The sequence below is a fragment of the Spongiibacter sp. C9W genome (assembly GCF_057370015.1).
On sequence record NZ_CM170672.1, the window covers coordinates 203,744 to 221,972 of the forward strand.

Genomic DNA, 18,229 nt, shown 5'->3' on the forward strand with positions numbered 1-18,229 from the left:
CGTATAATCGCCGGCTTAGTGAAAATAGGGGGCGCTCGTGCAGCAGGGCAACGGTCAGGATAACGAACAGCCGGTAGCAGAAAATCTGCCCGGTGCGCCCCGCCGTGCACCCATGCAGCGTGCCATGGACATTGTTAGCCTTAAGGCGCTGCGCAGTCGGCCTCAGCAGGGTGAAATGCCGTTTGCGATCGTCCAGGGTAAGCCGCTTACCGAGTTGCCAAAGGATTTGTATATCCCCCCTGAAGCCTTGGAAGTCTTCCTGGAAGCCTTTGAGGGGCCGCTTGACCTTCTGCTTTACCTGATCAAGCGACAGAACATCGATATTTTGGAGATCAACGTTGCTCAGATCACTGAGCAATACATGCAGTATGTCAATATGATGAACGCCATGCAGTTCGAGCTGGCGTCTGAGTATCTGTTGATGGCGGCGATGTTGGCGGAAATTAAATCCCGGATGCTACTGCCGCGCTCCAGCGAAGAGTTGGAAGACGACGAAGACCCCCGCGCGCAGTTAATAAGACGGCTGCAGGAATACGAGCGCTTCAAGCAGGCCGCAGAGAATATCGATCAGCTGCCGCGAGTAGGGCGCGAAACTTACCTTAGCGAGGTGGCACCGCCGCCAATGAAAAAGGTTAAGCAAGAGCCCGACGTTGATCTGAAAGAATTGATGCTGGTGCTCAGTGAAGTCTTGCAGCGCGCAGATCTGTACATTAGCCACCAGGTCGAGCGGGAAAAGCTGTCCACTCGTGAGAGAATGTCGGAAGTATTAGCGAGGCTGAGCGGCGATACCTTTGTGCCTTTTGTCTCACTGTTCAAACCCGAGGAAGGGCGTCTCGGGGTTGTTGTGACCTTTTTGGCTATTATGGAACTCATTAAGGAGTCTCTGGTTGAAATTGTTCAGTCAGCGCCTTTTGCCCCCATTCACGTTAAAGCTAAGAACACCTGATGATTGACGCGCAGCAGTTACAAAGAATACTCGAAGGGGCGCTGATGGCAGCGGGAAAGCCGCTAACACTCGCTCAGCTGGCTGAACTCTTTGACGAACAACAACGGCCTGCGGCCAATGAAATTCGCGATGCTCTGGCGCAAATAGAGCGGGATTGTGAGGGTCGTGGTTACGAGCTCAAAGTGGTGGCCAGTGGTTATCGCTTTCAAGTGCGAGAAGAGTTCGCGCCCTGGGTAGGTCGCTTGTGGGACGAAAAGCCCCAGCGCTATTCACGCGCGCTGCTAGAGACCCTAGCGCTGATTGCCTACCGCCAACCGATCACTCGCGGTGACATAGAAGAAATACGGGGCGTTGCGGTCAGCTCTCACATTGTTAAAACACTGCTGGAGCGAGAGTGGGTGCGCGTTGTAGGCCACAAAGATGTGCCGGGCCGACCGGCCATGTATGCGACCACGCGTCAGTTTTTGGACTATTTTAATCTCAGTAATCTCGACGAACTGCCCAGTCTGGCTGAGATTGCCGATTTAGATTCTTTGAACTCAGAGCTGCAGTTCGACAAAGACAATCTTGCCGAGGCCAGCGCCGAGTCAAATACTGCCGAAGCCGAAGCCGAAGCCGAAGCCGAAGCCGAAGCCGAAGCCGAAGCCGAAGCCGAAGCCGAAGCCGAAGCCGAAGCCGAAGCCGAAGCCGAAGCCGAAGCCGAAGCCGAAGCCGAAGCCGAAGCCGAAGCCGAAGCCGAAGCCGAAGCCGAAGCCGAAGCCGAAGCCGAAGCCAAACTCGTCGATGAGGACGACACAATGACAGAGATAAAGCACTGATGAGTGCCGAAGACGAAAAGTTACAAAAGGTGCTTGCTCGTGCAGGCTTGGGTTCACGCCGTGAAATGGAGCGCGCGATCAGCGATGGTCGGGTGCAAGTGAATGGCGAGCTCGCGACACTAGGCGATCGCGTAGATAAAACCGCCCGCATCGTGTTCGATGGGCGCCCGCTCAAATCAGATACGGGTAGTAAGCGGCCGCGTGTGCTGCTGTACAACAAGCCCGAAGGGGAAATTTGTAGCCGCAAAGACCCAGAGGGGCGGCGCTCAGTGTTTGATCGGTTGCCGCGATTATCCGGCGAGCGCTGGATCTGCGTAGGGCGGCTTGATTACAACACCACCGGTTTATTGCTGTTTACCACCGATGGTGATCTCGCCAATAAACTCATGCACCCTTCGACAACTATAGAGCGAGAGTACCTGTGCCGCGTTATGGGCAATGCCAGTGAGCATAACCTGCAGGCCTTAGTAGATGGCGTGCAGTTGGATGACGGCGTTGCCCGGTTCACCGATATCGTAGACGGTGGTGGCGAGGGCATTAACCACTGGTACTACGTGGTTATCATGGAGGGGCGCAATCGCGAAGTGCGGCGTTTATGGGAGTCGCAGGGTTTGCAGGTCAATCGCCTGAAGCGTGTGCGCTATGGCAATGTTTTCATCCCTTCAAAAGTGAAAGTGGGTATGTGGACGGAGCTCCCCGAGCACGAAGTCGATGATGTGTATGTGATGGCGGGATTGACGCCGCCGGAGCAAAGCCCCGCGGAGGCTAAGCCGGGAAGGCGCAGCCGTCGCTAGTTAGCAAGCACAAAAAAAGCCCGCTCAAGGCGGGCTTTTATCTAGGACTCAACAGCCAGCACGCTGGCCATTGCTATGGGGCCAGTGACACGAAATTAGTGAAACGCTTGCTTTTGGAGTGCGGTGGCGGTGTCGATACCGTCCCAGTGGTCGACGCGGCCTTCGCGCCATCCAGAGATCCATTCCTGTTTGAGTTGCTGCTGAGTGTGAGGGCAATTTTCTTTGTTTTTTCCGGCGATTCCTGCCTGATAACCACGTTGGTAGGCGCGCTCAGTCATGTCGCGTTTCTGTCTTCTCATAGGGCATAAGCCTCCATTGTTCAACGTGTACTCACTACGCCCAGAGCGGGGCATAGCGAACCAAAGTTGGCGCAGTGTGCGTCAACCGAATTACCATGTAACCAAACTTTCATAAATCTCGCGAAGATCGATTTCGCATAAGGCTAGGGCGTTTTATAGAGTTCATGTATAAAGTCGCTAAGCTATTGAGAAGCAATATGAATTACCTGAATCACAATGTCCCGGGTGGGTGTTTATGAGTCAAATGCAGTCACTAATCCTCAGTTGCCCGAAGGGGCTCGAAGGTTTACTGGGAGATGAAGCCGAACGCCTGGGAGCACAGAAGCGGGGCGAAACGGTCGGGGCGGTGACGGTCGACGCGACGCCCGACGTGATCTACCGGCTATGCCTGTGGTCGCGTCTTGCCAATAGAGTGCTTTTGCCACTGGCCGAGTTCCCTGGCGACAGTGCCCAGCAATTATACGATGGCCTGCATGCCATCGACTGGCCTGCACACATGCGTGAGGGAAGCAGCCTTCTCGTAGACTTTGCCGGGCGCAGCCGCGAGATCCGCAACAGTCACTTCGGCGCACTGCGTTGCAAGGATGCCATCGTTGATCGCTTTATTGAGGCCGGGCAAGAGCGGCCAAACATCGCCAAATCGCAACCTGATATTCGTGTTCATGTGCGGTTGCGCAAGGGCAAGATACTCGTTGCTATCGACTTGTCGGGTGATAGCCTGCACCGGCGTGGCTACCGGCAAAGTGGCGCGCTGGCGCCATTGAAAGAAAATTTAGCGGCTGCGTTGTTGCTGCGGGCAGATTGGCCGGGGGTTGCCAGCCGCGGTGGTGGCTTGATCGACCCCATGTGCGGCAGCGGTACCCTGTTGATCGAAGCGGCCATGATGGCAATGAATATTGCGCCTGGACTGCAGCGCAAGCACTGGGGATTTGCAGCCTGGTCTGGGCATCAGCAGGTCTTGTGGCGGCAACTTCACGATGAAGCAATGGACTTGCAGCGACAGGCTCACCGCCGAAACTGGCCGCAAATTTGGGGCTACGATGCGAACGGTAAAGTCATTGCGCAAGCGCAGGACAATATCCGGCGTGCGGGCCTTGCTCAATTCGTGAAGGTGGCGCGCGGCGAGTTGTCTGAGCTGTCGCCACCCCGTAACGACGCTTTGCCTGGACTGCTGATTTGTAACCCCCCGTATGGCGAGCGGCTTGGCGAAGAAGCGGAGTTGCTGCACTTGTACAGGCGCTTGGGGCAAAGCCTTCGCGAGGACTTTCAAGGTTGGCAGGCGGGGGTGTTTACCGGTAACCCGGACCTCGGGAAGCGAATGGGCATTCGCGCTTGCAAGCAATATCAACTTTTCAACGGCACCATACCGAGCAAGCTGCTGTTGTTTGAGGTTGAACAACGATATTTCGTAACCGAGCGCAAACCTGAGCAGCAACAGGCAGCGGTTACACCAGCACTGAGTGCCGGAGCACAAATGTTCGCCAATCGTTTGCGAAAAAACCTAAAGCGCCTGGATAAGTGGCGTCGCCGCAACGAGATAAGCTGCTTTCGTGTTTACGATGCGGATATGCCTGAATATGCCGTGGCTGTGGATTGCTACGGTGACGCCGTGCATGTCAGCGAATATGCCGCACCGTCATCGGTCAATGACGACGATGCCCGTCGCCGTCTGGGCGAGGTAATGCAGGCTTGTGCTGAGGTGTTTTCACTGCCGGTAACAGATATTGCGCTAAAGGAGCGACGGCGCCAGCGCGGTAAGTCTCAGTACGAACGCCAAGCCCCACAGGGCAAGGTGCTAGAAGTGCGCGAAGGCCAGGCGACGGTGCTGGTGAATCTATACGATTACCTCGATACCGGGTTGTTTCTCGATCACCGCCCGGTGCGTTTGGACATTGCCGAGCGAGCGCGCGGTAAGCGGTTTCTGAATCTCTTCTGTTATACCGCCGTTGCCTCAGTGCACGCGGGGCTGGGGGGCGCGCGCCACACAACGTCGGTTGATATGTCGCACACGTACCTGAAATGGGCGCGACAGAACCTGTCACTCAATGGCTTGAGCGAGGCGCGCCATCGCACCGAGCAGGGGGATGCTAGACAGTGGTTGGCAGATTGTGAGGAGGAGTTTGACCTGATTCTTCTCGATCCACCGACCTTCTCTAATTCAAAGAGAATGGACGATGTGCTGGACACCCAGCGCGATCACGCCGAATTGATTGCTCAGGCGATGCGCTGTTTGGCCAAAGATGGCTTGTTGATTTTTTCCACCAATAAGCGCGACTTCATACTGGATGAGGTGCTGGCTGAGCGTTTTGAAATTGCGGACCGCTGTGCTTGGTCGCTAGACGAGGATTTTAAGCGGCGCAGTAAGCCCATACATTATTGCTGGTACATTACTCACCGCCGGGGCGCGTCTGCCTGACCTTACTTAAAACCGACGACCGAGACGAACGCCGTAGGTGTCTAGCCCGCGGTTGTTGTCGTCGTTGAGGATGCCACCGTTGGAAATGTGGTCTAAGTAAAGGCCGACACTGTACCGCGGGTTAATTTGGTAGCCGAGGTTAAATTCGGTGTGAAACAGCACTCGAGAGCCCATTTCACGACGCTCGGCTGACTTTTTCTCAAGGTCACCATCGTGAACAGCAAGCCCAAAGCCCAGCTCAAAATAGACTGGCGATTCACCGAAGTTCCATTTGGGGTTGAGTCCGCTGTAGAGATAGCTGGTGCCATCGGCTGTGTTAATAACGGCGCCGCCGTGAGCAAATAAGCCGCCCCAATTGTATTGTTTTAAGTGGTGGTAGTACGCCAGCGTGACGTCGGGGCCGTCTTCCGTTTCACTGGCAATGGGGCCTTTATTGTGGGCCAGTACACCAAAACGCCATTCGTGTTCACCGGCTTGGATGAAGGGGCTGACCATTAGGCCAAGAGCCAGTGCTGTAGCTTTTATTGCGGCTTTCATGCGGGGTCCTTTTTGTTGTTTGCGCTGATTAAAGCGTATATCCCTGTAGAAGTGAAAAATATTTCGGTGATGTTTTACGCAGTGCGAATAGGTTGTGATGAAAACGCAGACACAAAAAAGGCGGCTTTCGCCGCCTTCTTGTCACCGCGCTCTATGCTTAGATAACGGTTACGTTCGCTGCCTGAGGGCCTTTTTGACCGCTCTGCACGTCAAACTCAACAGCTTGACCTTCTGCCAGCGTTTTGAAGCCAGAGCCAGAGATGGCGCTGAAGTGAACAAAAACGTCTGGGCCGGAATCCTGCTCAATGAAACCAAAGCCTTTAGTCTCGTTGAACCATTTTACTTTACCAGTGCTTCTGGACATGTCTTAAAACCTCGTTGTCTATAAGTTTGCCTTGTATGGCTTGAGCTGAGATAGGCAGGGTAGTTATGAAACAGAACGAGGTACTAAAAACGACTTCGTGGTGCTTTTACATAAAACCAAGCTGCATCTATAGCCAGCAAGCTCATTATATACACAGTCTGAATAGGTATAGAAAGCCTTTTGCCAGCCATAAAATGAATTTTTTATGTCGTTTTTCTAGGGGGAAGTCCAGTGTGCTGCGTTAGCATGCGGCCGCGCTTCGGGTTTTTACTTTTCCAGTTTGCCGGTTGGCGCGGCGGCACGAGATGCTTTTTGCCATAGCCAATCAAATCCTTGCGTCCCATTTTCAGCAGTGATTCGCGCAGCGCAGGCCAGCCTTCAGGGTCGTGGTAACGCAGGTAGGCTTTATGTAAACGTCGCTGTTTCAATCCCTTAGCGCTGAATACATTTTCACTGCGACGGCTTACCTTGCGTAACGGGTTTTTTCCCGAGTAATACATTGCCGTCGCATTGGCCATTGGAGAGGGGTAGAAGGCCTGCACCTGGTCGGCGCGAAAGCCGTTGCTCTTCAGCCACAGCGCCAGGTTCATCATGTCTTCATCGCGGGTGCCTGGGTGCGCCGCAATAAAGTAGGGAATGAGGTACTGTTCTTTGCCCGCTTGCTTGGAGTATTTGTCGAACATGGCTTTGAAGCGGTCGTAGCTGCCCATGCCCGGTTTCATCATTTTGCTCAGTGGTGAGTCTTCTGAGTGCTCGGGTGCGATTTTTAAATAGCCACCAACGTGGTGGGAGACCAGTTCTTTGACGTACTCGGGTGTTTCCACGGCCAAGTCATAGCGCAGGCCGGAAGCGATAAGGACTTTTTTAACACCTTTCAGGTTGCGAACTTCACGGTACAGCTCGATAAGCGGTGTTTGGTCAGTGTTTAAGTTTTTGCAAATCCCGGGATAGACGCAGGATAGGCGACGACAGCTTTTTTCAATCGCTTCGCTTTTGCAGGTCAGTTGCCACATATTGGCGGTGGGGCCGCCGAGGTCCGACACAACACCGGTGAAGCCCGGCGTTTTGTCGCGAATTTTTTCCACTTCTCTGACAATCGAGTCTTTTGAGCGGCTCTGAATAATCCGTCCTTCGTGTTCGGTGATAGAACAGAAGCTGCAGCCGCCAAAACAGCCGCGCATGATATTCACCGAGTTGCGAATCATTTCATACGCGGGAATCCGCGCCTCGCCGTACCGGGGGTGAGGGCGGCGCTGATAGGGCAACTCAAAGACCCAGTCGAGCTCTTCTGTCGTGAGTGGAATGGGTGGCGGGTTGAGCCAAATTTCCTTGTCGCCATGGCGCTGAACCAGCGCGCGTGCGTTGCCTGGATTGGTTTCCAGGTGAAGCACCCTCGCTGCGTGGGCGTAACTGACGGGGTCTTTTTTTACCGTTTCATAAGCGGGTAGGCGAATAACTGTTCGATCTGCCGGTGCGTCGCTTTTACGGGCCTGCCTGGGGTCGATAATAGTGATGGTCTGTGCAGCGTCTGGCTCGCTTGCTGCCTTTGCCTGTTCGGTTTTGCAACTGGGGTCAGCGCTGGTGTCCACATAGGGACTAGTGATCGGATCCACCTTGCCGGGTCGGTCAATATCGCTGGAGTCCACAACCGTCCAGCCGTTAGGCACTGCGTCGCGAATAAATGCGGTGCCGCGAAGGTCGCGAATTTGCTCCACCGGCTCGCCGCGAGACAGCCGGTGTGCGAGGTCGACAATGGCGCGTTCGGCATTGCCATACAGCAGAATATCCGCGCGCGAGTCCATAAGAATTGAGCGGCGGACTTTGTCGCTCCAGTAATCGTAGTGCGCGATGCGTCGCAGGCTTGCTTCGATGGAGCCGATAACAATGGGGCAGTCTTTATAGGCTTCGCGGCAGCGCTGGGCATAGACGATAACCGCGCGATCGGGGCGCTTGCCACCGACGTTATCCGGTGAGTAGGCATCGTCGTGACGCAGTCGGCGGTCTGCTGTGTAGCGATTAATCATCGAGTCCATGTTTCCGGCGGCGACGCCGAAAAACAGGTTAGGTTTGCCCAGCGTGGTGAAGGGCTCTGCCGACTGCCAGTCTGGCTGGGAAATAATGCCAACGCGAAAGCCCTGCGCTTCCAATACGCGCCCAATAACGGCCATGCCAAAGCTAGGGTGATCCACATAGGCATCGCCGGTGACAATAATGATGTCGCAGCTGTCCCAACCCAAGGCGTCCATTTCCTCGCGGCTGGTTGGCAAGTATGGTGCGGTGCCGAAGCACTCCGCCCAGTAGGGGTGGTGGCTAAAAATGGCCGGTGGTAAAGACATGGCGTAGCTACTCTCGAATGATCGGCCATTGTACCGGAAATCCCAGCTGTTTGCTGTGGGGGTGCAGCCCCAATCAAGTGTGAATTTGCAGCTTTGGCGCTTGCTATTAAGTGAGATCGTGGCTAAATAATGCCTCTCACTTATCGCGTGGCAGCAGGAGCGCACAAATGGATTGGCTGAATAGCTCGATAGAGTACTGGCACTGGATGGTTTTGGGGCTTTTACTGGTTGCCAGCGAGGTCTTTGTTCCCAGCTTTGTCATGCTTTGGTTCGGTGCCAGCGCCATTGCGGTGGGGCTGATCACCGCCGTTGTGGATTTGCCCTTTAGTGTTCAAGTGTTGATCTGGGCGGGGCTGTCAGCGGTCGACTTGTTCCTCTGGTTTAAATTTGTGCATCCGCGTATGAAAGATAAAAGTTTATCGGGCATGTCGCGCGAGCAGGTTGTGGGTCAGGAGGGTATGGTTACGCGCGTTGGGGACCACCGCGAGGGGCAGGTGCGCTTCAGTATACCGGTGCTGGGTAATGACGAATGGAGTTACATTTGTCGCGAGCCCTTGATCGTTGGAGACCGGGTCATTGTTGAAGATATCTCAGGTAATTCATTGATAGTACGCCGCCAACGCGGCGCCAAAGCTGCCGAATAATACCGTTACTGGCGGGCTCATTTCACGAGGTTTTAGGGGAAGAATATGGATGGTTTAGCAATTACAGGGGCGTTGTTTGTATTGGTCGTCGTCACGCTGTCGATGGGGGTGAAGACCGTTCCCCAAGGCTATAAACACATTGTGCAACGCCTTGGTAAATACCACGGCACCTTGAACCCCGGTTTGAACTTTATTATTCCCTATGTTGATCAAGTGGCCTACCGCTTAACAACCAAGGACATTGTGTTGGATATCCCCTCCCAGGAGGTTATCACTGAAGACAATGCGGTGATTATCGCCAACGCGGTGGCCTATATAAATATCGTCTCTCCTGAGAAAGCTGTTTACGGTGTTGAGAATTACACCATTGCCATCCAAAACCTGGTACAGACCGCACTGCGTTCAATTGTAGGCGAGATGTCGTTGGACTCGGCCCTGTCGTCGCGGGAGCAAATCAAGGCCAAGCTCAAGGCGGGGATTTCAGACGATATTTCCGACTGGGGTATCACACTGAAAACGGTGGAAATCCAAGACATTAATCCATCTCCCACTATGCAAAGTGCCATGGAAGAGCAGGCCGCTGCCGAGCGTCAACGCCGCGCGGCGGTGACCAAGGCCGAAGGTGAGAAGCAGGCCGCGATCCTCGAAGCTGAGGGGCGCTTGGAAGCATCGCGTCGCGACGCCCAGGCGGAAGTGGTGTTGGCTAAGGCCAGCGGTGCAGCGATTGAGTTAGTTTCGGAAGCGGTTAAAGGTGATGAATTGCCCGTGCTGTATCTGCTGGGTGAGAAATACGCTGACTCGCTGCGTGAGCTGTCGGCGTCCGACAATGCCAAGACCGTGGTACTTCCCGCAGACCTGCCTCAGGCGGTGCGGGCGATACTGAACAAGGGTTAAGATTTTTTTGCAAGGATGTTGTTGTAAAGATGGAACATACCTACTGTTTGATCACCAGTTGCCCGGACCGCGTTGGCATCGTTGCCAAAGTGAGCCAATTTGTCGCCGATCAAGGGGGCTGGCTAACCGAGGCCAATTATCACGCCGATGCCGACAGCAATTGGTTTTTCATGCGCAACGAGATTAAAGCCGATTCATTGAGCATCGGTGCTGAGGCAGTGCGCGAGGCATTTACGCCCTTGGCGCAGGAATATGACATGGAGTGGGAGCTGGTCGACTCAGCGCGGCGGCGCAAGGTGGTGATTCTGGCAAGCCATGCCTCACACTGTATTGCAGATTTATTGCACCGCTGGCATAGCGGCGAGCTGTACTGTGATATTCCCTGTGTGATCTCAAATCACGAGAACTTGCGCAGCATGGTCGAGTGGCATGGAATTCCGTTTGAGTATGTGCCGGTCGACCCTCAAAACAAGGCACCGGCCCACGCCCGTATTCAAGAGTTAACAGAGAACTATGCCGCTGATTGTGTCGTGCTGGCGCGCTATATGCAGATTATTCCTCCGGAATTTTGCCGTGCGTACAGCGGCAGAATGATCAATATTCACCACAGCTTTTTGCCTTCTTTCATTGGCGCGAACCCCTACCAGAAGGCCTATGATCGCGGCGTAAAATTGATCGGAGCCACCAGCCACTACGTCACTGAGCAGCTGGATGAGGGCCCGATTATCGAGCAGGACGTCATTCGAGTGTCGCATCGCCATAGCAAGGATGACCTGGTGCGTCTGGGTAAGGATGTCGAAAAGAGCGTACTGGCCCGCGCGCTTCGCAATCACCTTGAGGACAGGGTGTTAGTGCACGGTAATAAAACTGTCGTTTTCGACTAAGCTTGGGGCAACGGCTGGCGCCTTGATCGAGTCGTTGTCATATAATTGTCATTAAAGGCCGTTTTAATGCAGGCTCAAGCATCCACAGGCTACAAGGGAAGAGCATGAGCACAAAGACCATCCTCATCGTCGATGACGAAGCCGCCATTCGCGAGATGATCCGCGTAGGGCTAGAGCTTGCCGGTTACGACTGCATCGAAGCGAGCAATGCGCAGGAAGCGCACGGAATTATTGTTGATCAGCGCCCGGATCTGGTACTGCTGGACTGGATGATGCCAGTCACCAGTGGTATTGAGCTGCTGCGCCGCTTGCGCCGGGAAGAATTAACCCGGGATATGCTGGTCATCATGCTCACCGCTAAAGACGATGAAGACAACCGTGTTCAGGGCCTGGATGTCGGTGCCGACGACTATATTACCAAGCCGTTTTCTTCCCGAGAGCTAATGGCGCGCATCAAGGCGGTGTTGCGCCGCGGCAGCTCGCCTGAGCAGGAAGAGACCATTGAGGTGGATGGCCTCAAACTCGACCCCGCCAGTCACCGCGTGTTTGCCAATGGTGAGCCTTTGGATATGGGGCCCACTGAGTTTAAATTACTGAAATTTTTCATGACCCACCAAGAGCGTGCCTATAGCCGTGGTCAACTGCTCGACCAGGTATGGGGCACCAATGTCTATGTTGAAGAGCGCACGGTAGATGTTCATATTCGCCGGCTTCGCAAAGCGCTGCTGACCGACGAGCGAGACTTCGGGCAGCTGATTCAAACCGTTCGCGGTACTGGCTACCGTTTTTCCGCAACGGGGGTGAGCGCCTAGCGCTGCTCTATGCGGTATTACGGCTGGAAGACGGAGCTTGTTCGCGTAGTGCTGCCATTGGCAACGGCGGCAGTGTTTGCAACAGCGTTCGACCTTGGAGTGTGGCCCGTTTTTATCGTTGCAGCGGTGATATGCACCTGGCTGCTATGGCAACTTCAACGACTGAGCGACTGGTTATATAGAGGCTTGGGTACCGAGCCGCCAGAGGCAATTGGCATGTGGGGTCAAATTTTCGACACGATTTACGATATGCAGAAGCATGCGTCGGGAGATCGTGATCAGTTACAAGCAATTATTGATTACTTACATTCATCGTTTGCATCGATGTCAGATGCCGTGGTGATGCTGGATCGTCACGGCAACATCGAATGGTGCAACGATGCGGCGATGGATCTACTTGGGCTGCGCAGGGATGAAGATGTCGGCTTGCAGCTGCTGAATTTAGTGCGCAACCCGAATTTTGTTGCCTACTACGAAGCTGAAAAATACGCCATGCCCTTTGAAATGGCGTCGCCGGTAAACAGCGAGATACAGCTCAGTTTAAGCATCAGCTTTTTCGCGGAGGGTAATCGTTTACTGTTTGCCCGCGATGTCACGCGAACCCACCGTCTCGAAAAAATGCGCAAAGATTTTGTCGCGAATGTGTCACACGAATTGCGCACGCCACTGACGGTGATCAATGGTTACCTGGAGACGTTTTCTGAGCACGGTGGCGACAATCCGCGCTGGGATCGCGCCATCGATCAAATGCTGCGGCAGTCTCGCCGCATGCACCACCTCATTCAAGATTTAATGCTCTTGTCGCGACTGGAATCCGTCCCTCAAGCCAGCGAGCATGAAGTGATACGTATCCGCCCGCTGATGGAAATGGTGCGCGAAGAAGCCCTCGCGGCCGCCAAGGGCAATCGCCAGATCGACATCGAATGTGACGATGCCATTGCCCTGAAAGGGCAGGCGACGGAAATACGCAGCGCGCTGTCTAACTTGGCGGTAAATGCTGCGCGCTACACCGCCGAGGATGACCGAATTGTGCTGCGTTGGTACCAGGATGACAGCCACGGTGTGTTGGAAGTGCAGGACAGCGGGATTGGTATCGAGCCGCAATACATTCCCCGTCTAACCGAGCGCTTCTACCGGGTTGATCAAAGTCGCTCCCTCGATACCGGCGGTACAGGCTTGGGTTTGGCGATCGTGAAACATGTTTTGTTGCGCCACCGGGCCGAGATGAAAATCTCCAGCCAGCCGGGGCATGGCAGTACGTTCAGTTGTTTATTTCCACGTTCATTAATCACTCGGGTAAACTGATTTCTCATTGTAATAAATCCGTCATCTAGCGCCGCTAAAATGACAGCCGTGTTACCAATTTTATTGATCGGGAGATACCTGTGAAACTGAAGCAATGTCTGATGGCGGCCGCATTTGGCCTTTCCTCTATGTGGGTGGCGGCAGCCACTGAAGTTGATCCGGCGCTGCCTGTGTACGAAAAAGCGGCGGGTGTATCGGGCACTTTTTCCAGCGTTGGCTCAGATACCCTGGCAAACCTGATGACGCTTTGGAGCGAAGACTTCAAACGCGCTTACCCAAACGTTAACGTCCAGATTCAAGCAGCCGGTTCCTCTACGGCGCCCCCGGCATTGACAGAAGGCACTTCAAACATGGGGCCAATGAGCCGCAAGATGAAGGACAAAGAGATCGAAGCCTTCGAAGCGAAATATGGCTACAAACCCGTTGCGGTTCCGGTGGCTATTGACGCCCTGGCGGTGTTTGTCCACAAGGACAACCCCATTGAGGGGATGACCATCGCCGAAGTCGATGCGGTTTTCTCAAGCACTCGCAAGTGTGGCCACCCGGAAAATATCCAGCGCTGGGGTCAGCTCGGCATGGATGGATCGTGGTCGGCGCGCGATATTCAAATGTTCGGTCGCAACTCGGTATCGGGCACCTACGGCTACTTTAAAGGCAAGGCACTGTGTAAAGGCGACTTTAAAAATGGTGTAAACGAGCAGCCAGGCTCGGCATCAGTGGTTCAGTCTGTGTCTACCTCTATTAACGGCATCGGTTATTCTGGCATCGGCTACCAGACCTCAAGCGTTCGCGCTATTCCGCTGTCCAAGAATGAGAAGGGCAGTTTTGTAGACGCCACGCCGGAAAATGCGATCAATGGTAGCTACCCGCTGTCACGCTTCCTCTACGTTTACATGAATAAAGCACCCAATAAGCCGTTTACGCCGCTAGAGCGCGAATTCGTTAAGCTGGTGCTGTCAAAGCAGGGTCAGGAAATCGTTGCTAAAGATGGCTACATCCCGCTGCCAGCAAGCGTTGTAGAGAAAATTCGCAAAAAGCTAGAGCTGTAAAAATGCCGACATGATGTCGCTGTAAAATGTGCTGCAAACGTGAGTTTGTGGCACATTTTTTATCTGTAACAAAACTGAAACATTATCGTCATAAAATCCCCGCCAGTTCCTCAAAGAGCCCGAGACTTATGAAGCAATCAGAGGTGCGCGCAACTGCATCGGCCCAACGCAGATGGCGCCAAGTCAAAGATGGCATGACCACAGCAACTATCACCGGCGGTGGTGTTGGGGTATTGCTGTCCATTCTGCTGATCTTTTTCTATCTGCTGTATGAAATTCTGCCGCTGTTTAATTCGGCTGGCATCGAGTCAGAGGAACAGTACCAACTGCCAGTGGCCGCCGCGCCATTGTATCTGGCAATGGAAGAACAGGCCGAGGTGGGTTTTCGCCTTGCCGAAAACGGGGATGCCGTATTTTTTAATACCGAGAATGGTCAACAGGTTCTCAAGCGGTCGCTGCCAACGACTGCAGCGATTAGCAGCTTCGCACTGGAGTCAGAAGAAACCCGCGTGTTCGCGGTGGGGATGGAAGACGGTCGAGCTCTGCTGGCCAAACATGACTATCGCGTGAGCTACCCCGAGGATCAACGCCTGATTACCCCGTCTCTGCGCTTTCCCTATGGCGAAACCGGCATGGAAATTAGCGACGCGGCCCTGAGCCGACTGGCCGTGCGCGACAGTGAGGAAGCCCTGGTGGTGGTCGCCGTGAGTGACGGCCATTTGGTCGGACGCCGCTGGACCAAAGAAGAAGACTTCCTCAGTGAAGAAATCACCCTGGTCGAAGAAAACCTGGCATTGCCAACGCTGGATATCTCCGCCGACTATCTATTGATCGGGCCTCGCCAGCAGTGGCTGTACGTGTTGAGCCAGCAAGGTGGCTACCGGTTGATTAGTCTGCGCAGCCTGGAGATCGTTGATCGCGGCGAAGTGACTGATGGCGCGGCACTGAGTGATGTACGCTTTTTGTTAGGCGGTATTTCTTTGCTCACCGCCGCTGAGGATGGCAGCGTGTCCCAGTGGTTCGTGGTTCGCAATGCTCAGCAGGGCGGACAATACGGTTTGCAGTTTGTGCGCCAGTTTACGGCAGGTGGCCCCTCCGCGATGCTGCTGACCGAACACCGCCGCAAAGGCTTTGTCAGCATTACCGATGACGGTCACCTCGATATCTTCTACAGCACGTCGCAACGCCGTTTGCTGAGTGAAGAGCTGGAATTAAAAAATGTGCTTGGCATGGCAATTTCGCCGCGGGCGGATCGCCTCCTTGTCGAGTTGCAGGGAGGGGAGATTCGTAGCTTCGCCGTGGAAAATGAGCACCCCGAGGTCTCTTGGTCTGTGCTGTGGAGCAAGGTGTGGTACGAAAGCTACCCCGAGCCCGACTATGTTTGGCAGTCCTCGGCGGCAGACAATGATTTTGAGCCAAAGTACAGCTTTGCACCGCTGGCCTTTGGCACCCTGAAAGCCGCTTTTTATGCCATGTTAATTGCGGCGCCATTGGCGATTTGTGGTGCGATTTACACCGCGTATTTCATGGCGCCCTCGCTGCGCCGCAAGGTTAAACCACTCATCGAGTTAATGGAGGCCTTGCCTACCGTTATTCTCGGTTTCTTGGCCGGCCTGTGGCTGGCACCCTTTATCGAGCGCAATTTGCCCGCGGTATTCAGCATCTTTATTGCGCTGCCAGTGGGTATTCTCATTTTCGCTTGGCTGTGGTCGCGGCTACCCGTGAGCGTGAGTCGCCGCGTTCCCGAAGGCTGGCATCCCTTGCTGTTGGTGCCCGTTGTGATTGGTCTGGTAATCGCATGCGTTGAGCTGAGCGCGCCAATGGAGAGGGCATTCTTTGCGGGCGATATGCGCGCCTGGTTGACCAATGATCTGGGCATATCCTTCGACCAGCGCAATGCTCTGGTGGTGGGTGTGGCAATGGGTTTTGCCGTTATCCCCACGATCTTTTCGATTGCCGAAGATGCCATTTTCTCGGTGCCCAAGCACCTTAGTTACGGATCACTCGCTCTCGGCGCAACGCCTTGGCAAAGCCTGGTTGGTGTCGTCATGCCCACCGCCAGCCCGGGTATCTTCTCGGCCCTGATGATCGGCATGGGTCGCGCGGTCGGCGAGACAATGATCGTTCTGATGGCCACTGGTAATACCCCGATTATGGACGCCAATATCTTCGAGGGTATGCGGACGCTGGCGGCAAATATCGCGGTAGAAATTGGTGAAACGGAAGTCGACAGCAGTCACTACCGGGTGTTGTTCTTGGCGGCCTTTGTACTATTTATGTTTACGTTTGTTGTTAACACTGTTGCGGAGACGGTCAGACAGCGTCTGCGTCAGCGCTACGGCAACCTCTGATTGATTCGGGATACATCATGTATTTACAGGATAAAGAAAAGCAGGGGCTGACGGCCTGGTTCAAGGGCGGCGAACCCTTGATTTGGATGAACGCCGCTGCGGTGACCGTCAGCACACTGGCCGTTATCGGTTTGTTAATACTGTTGGCAGTGCGGGGTTTCAGCCACTTTTGGCCCGCCGATGTTTTTGTCGCAGAGTATCAGTTGCCGGATGAGAGTCCAGCGGTGGTGATGGCTGAGCGGGTTGAAAGCGAGGATGTGGCGATCGAGCAGTTGCTCAGCGCTGGCTTTACACTCGATACCGACGAGCCGTTTATCCAGCGAGAGCTGGTGAAAGTCGGCAACCGCGATGTCAGCGGTGCGGATTTTAAATGGGTGTTAAGTCGCTACCTGCAGAACACGTATTACCCAGAACAAGCGATTGTTCTCGAACGCCGTGAGTGGGGCAACTTTTACGGCTTTTTGCGCGGTTTGAAGCGCGATGGCCAGGCGATCGCCGCCGCCGATGACGAAGCACTGTGGCAGGCGTTTCAGCAGAGTATCGAACGTGCTGAAACCATTCACCATGATATCGAGCGCGTCGAAAAGAAAGAGATTGGCGCGATCAACTACCGCTTGGAAAAACTGCGTCTGCGCCAGCGCGGCTTGGAACTCGATGAAGCGTTGCCCGCCGCTGAGCGCGCCCAAAAGCAGCTGGAGATAGACAGCGAACGCGCTGAGCTGGATGCTGCCTATGCGGTATTGCAACAAGAGCTGAATGCACTGTACGCCGAGTGGAACCGAGACAGTTTTATTGTCGAGACCGCGCAGGGCCAGCAGCGCGAGCAACGCGTGTCGACGGTGGTCCACGCCTACAAGCCCAATACCATGAACTTTGCCAACAAGGTCGGTTTTTACTTCGGCAAGTTTGCGGAGTTTCTTACCGATGAGCCCCGCGAAGCGAATACCGAGGGCGGCATCTTTCCCGCGATATTCGGCACGGTGATTATGGTGCTGATTATGTCAGTACTGGTAACGCCCTTCGGTGTGATCGCGGCGGTGTATCTGCGCGAATACGCCAAGCAGGGGCTGATGACGCGAATCGTGCGCATCGCGGTGAATAACCTGGCGGGCGTACCCTCGATTGTATACGGGGTGTTCGGGCTCGGCTTCTTTATCTATTTTGTTGGGGCAGAAATCGACCAGGCCTTATTCCCCGAAGCACTGCCGTCGCCAACTTTTGGTACGCCGGGGCTTCTGTGGGCGTCTGTGACGCTGGCGCTGCTGACGCTGCCGGTGGTTATTGTGGCAACCGAAGAGGGCTTGGCGCGTATTCCCCGCAATCTGCGAGAGGGCAGTCTGGCCCTGGGTGCCACGAAGGCCGAGACCCTTTGGCGGGTGGTGTTGCCCATGACCAGCCCGGCGATGATGACTGGCCTGATTCTGGCCGTTGCTCGTGCCGCCGGGGAGGTTGCGCCGTTGATGCTCGTCGGGGTGGTCAAGTTGGCACCGTCGCTACCGGTGGATGGCAACTTCCCATACTTCCACCTCGATCAGAAGTTTATGCACTTGGGCTTTCACATCTATGATGTTGGTTTTCAAAGCCCGAATGTCGAAGCAGCGCGGCCACTGGTGTACGCTACGGCATTGCTGTTGGTGATTATCATTGCGCTGCTGAACCTCAGTGCCGTGGCACTGCGGAATCATCTGCGCGAAAAATACAAATCTCTGGAAATGTAATTGGCACAGCCATGACGGTAAAATTTATGGATACCAACAAAACTGCTACAGCTGGTCACGCA

16 protein-coding genes are annotated in these 18,229 nt (G+C 54.6%); 12 read left to right on the top strand and 4 right to left on the bottom strand.

Features of this window, described 5'->3' with window-relative positions:
* Positions 1-112 precede the first annotated feature (112 nt).
* From AC2Q8J_RS00930 to rluB, 3 genes are read left to right on the top strand one after another with little or no spacing between them, the layout of a single operon-like run.
* Positions 113-946 carry a segregation and condensation protein A gene (locus tag AC2Q8J_RS00930; protein ID WP_204996583.1) on the top strand — a complete coding sequence of 278 codons (834 nt, stop codon included), beginning with the start codon at positions 113-115 and terminating at the stop codon, positions 944-946.
* Complete coding sequence (gene scpB / locus AC2Q8J_RS00935) at positions 946-1,764, top strand: SMC-Scp complex subunit ScpB (protein WP_486451912.1); 819 nt, start codon at positions 946-948, stop codon at positions 1,762-1,764. The genes AC2Q8J_RS00930 and scpB overlap by 1 nt, the downstream gene beginning before the upstream one ends.
* Positions 1,764-2,558, top strand: coding sequence for a 23S rRNA pseudouridine(2605) synthase RluB (rluB, locus tag AC2Q8J_RS00940; RefSeq protein WP_486451913.1), 795 nt, complete (start codon positions 1,764-1,766; stop codon positions 2,556-2,558). Before scpB ends, rluB begins: the two co-directional genes overlap by 1 nt.
* 95 nt (positions 2,559-2,653) lie before the next feature.
* Here rluB and rmf read toward each other — a convergent pair whose 3' ends face one another.
* A complete protein-coding gene (rmf, locus tag AC2Q8J_RS00945; protein ID WP_027873880.1) occupies positions 2,654-2,857 on the bottom strand; it encodes a ribosome modulation factor in 204 nt (67 codons plus the stop codon).
* Between the two features lie 235 nt (positions 2,858-3,092).
* Here rmf and rlmKL point away from each other — a divergent pair, with 235 nt between their 5' ends.
* Positions 3,093-5,273, top strand: coding sequence for a bifunctional 23S rRNA (guanine(2069)-N(7))-methyltransferase RlmK/23S rRNA (guanine(2445)-N(2))-methyltransferase RlmL (gene rlmKL, locus AC2Q8J_RS00950; protein WP_486451914.1), 2,181 nt, complete (start codon positions 3,093-3,095; stop codon positions 5,271-5,273).
* 6 nt (positions 5,274-5,279) lie between these two features.
* Here the strand turns inward: rlmKL and AC2Q8J_RS00955 are convergent, their stop codons facing one another.
* From AC2Q8J_RS00955 to AC2Q8J_RS00965, 3 genes are all read right to left on the bottom strand, one after another.
* Complete coding sequence (locus AC2Q8J_RS00955) at positions 5,280-5,810, bottom strand: acyloxyacyl hydrolase (protein ID WP_424146580.1); 531 nt, start codon at positions 5,808-5,810, stop codon at positions 5,280-5,282.
* 157 nt (positions 5,811-5,967) lie between these two features.
* Positions 5,968-6,174: a cold-shock protein gene (locus AC2Q8J_RS00960; protein WP_022957413.1), complete on the bottom strand. Its 207-nt coding sequence runs from the start codon at positions 6,172-6,174 to the stop codon at positions 5,968-5,970.
* Between the two features lie 203 nt (positions 6,175-6,377).
* Positions 6,378-8,510, bottom strand: coding sequence for a YgiQ family radical SAM protein (locus AC2Q8J_RS00965; RefSeq protein WP_486451915.1), 2,133 nt, complete (start codon positions 8,508-8,510; stop codon positions 6,378-6,380).
* A gap of 167 nt (positions 8,511-8,677) precedes the next feature.
* On the opposite strand from AC2Q8J_RS00965, the gene AC2Q8J_RS00970 reads away from it, so the two are divergent.
* From AC2Q8J_RS00970 to pstA, 8 genes are all read left to right on the top strand, one after another.
* Positions 8,678-9,154 carry an NfeD family protein gene (locus tag AC2Q8J_RS00970; protein ID WP_027873877.1) on the top strand — a complete coding sequence of 159 codons (477 nt, stop codon included), beginning with the start codon at positions 8,678-8,680 and terminating at the stop codon, positions 9,152-9,154.
* 45 nt (positions 9,155-9,199) lie between these two features.
* Complete coding sequence (locus AC2Q8J_RS00975) at positions 9,200-10,048, top strand: SPFH domain-containing protein (protein ID WP_027873876.1); 849 nt, start codon at positions 9,200-9,202, stop codon at positions 10,046-10,048.
* A gap of 29 nt (positions 10,049-10,077) precedes the next feature.
* The gene (gene purU / locus AC2Q8J_RS00980) at positions 10,078-10,932 is read left to right on the top strand and encodes a formyltetrahydrofolate deformylase (protein WP_486451916.1); all 855 of its coding nucleotides are present in this window, start codon (positions 10,078-10,080) and stop codon (positions 10,930-10,932) included.
* Between the two features lie 104 nt (positions 10,933-11,036).
* Complete coding sequence (phoB, locus tag AC2Q8J_RS00985; protein ID WP_486451917.1) at positions 11,037-11,744, top strand: phosphate regulon transcriptional regulator PhoB; 708 nt, start codon at positions 11,037-11,039, stop codon at positions 11,742-11,744.
* Positions 11,745-11,753: 9 nt separating this feature from the next.
* Positions 11,754-13,049: a phosphate regulon sensor histidine kinase PhoR gene (gene phoR, locus AC2Q8J_RS00990; RefSeq protein WP_486451918.1), complete on the top strand. Its 1,296-nt coding sequence runs from the start codon at positions 11,754-11,756 to the stop codon at positions 13,047-13,049.
* An 80-nt stretch (positions 13,050-13,129) separates the two neighbouring features.
* On the top strand, positions 13,130-14,098 hold the full coding sequence (locus AC2Q8J_RS00995) for a PstS family phosphate ABC transporter substrate-binding protein (RefSeq protein ID WP_027873872.1): 969 nt from the start codon (positions 13,130-13,132) through the stop codon (positions 14,096-14,098).
* A 194-nt stretch (positions 14,099-14,292) separates the two neighbouring features.
* Complete coding sequence (locus AC2Q8J_RS01000; RefSeq protein ID WP_486451919.1) at positions 14,293-16,449, top strand: ABC transporter permease subunit; 2,157 nt, start codon at positions 14,293-14,295, stop codon at positions 16,447-16,449.
* A 17-nt stretch (positions 16,450-16,466) separates the two neighbouring features.
* Positions 16,467-18,167, top strand: a complete 1,701-nt coding sequence (pstA, locus tag AC2Q8J_RS01005) for a phosphate ABC transporter permease PstA (protein ID WP_486451920.1) — start codon at positions 16,467-16,469, stop codon at positions 18,165-18,167.
* The last annotated feature ends 62 nt before the right edge of the window (positions 18,168-18,229 follow it).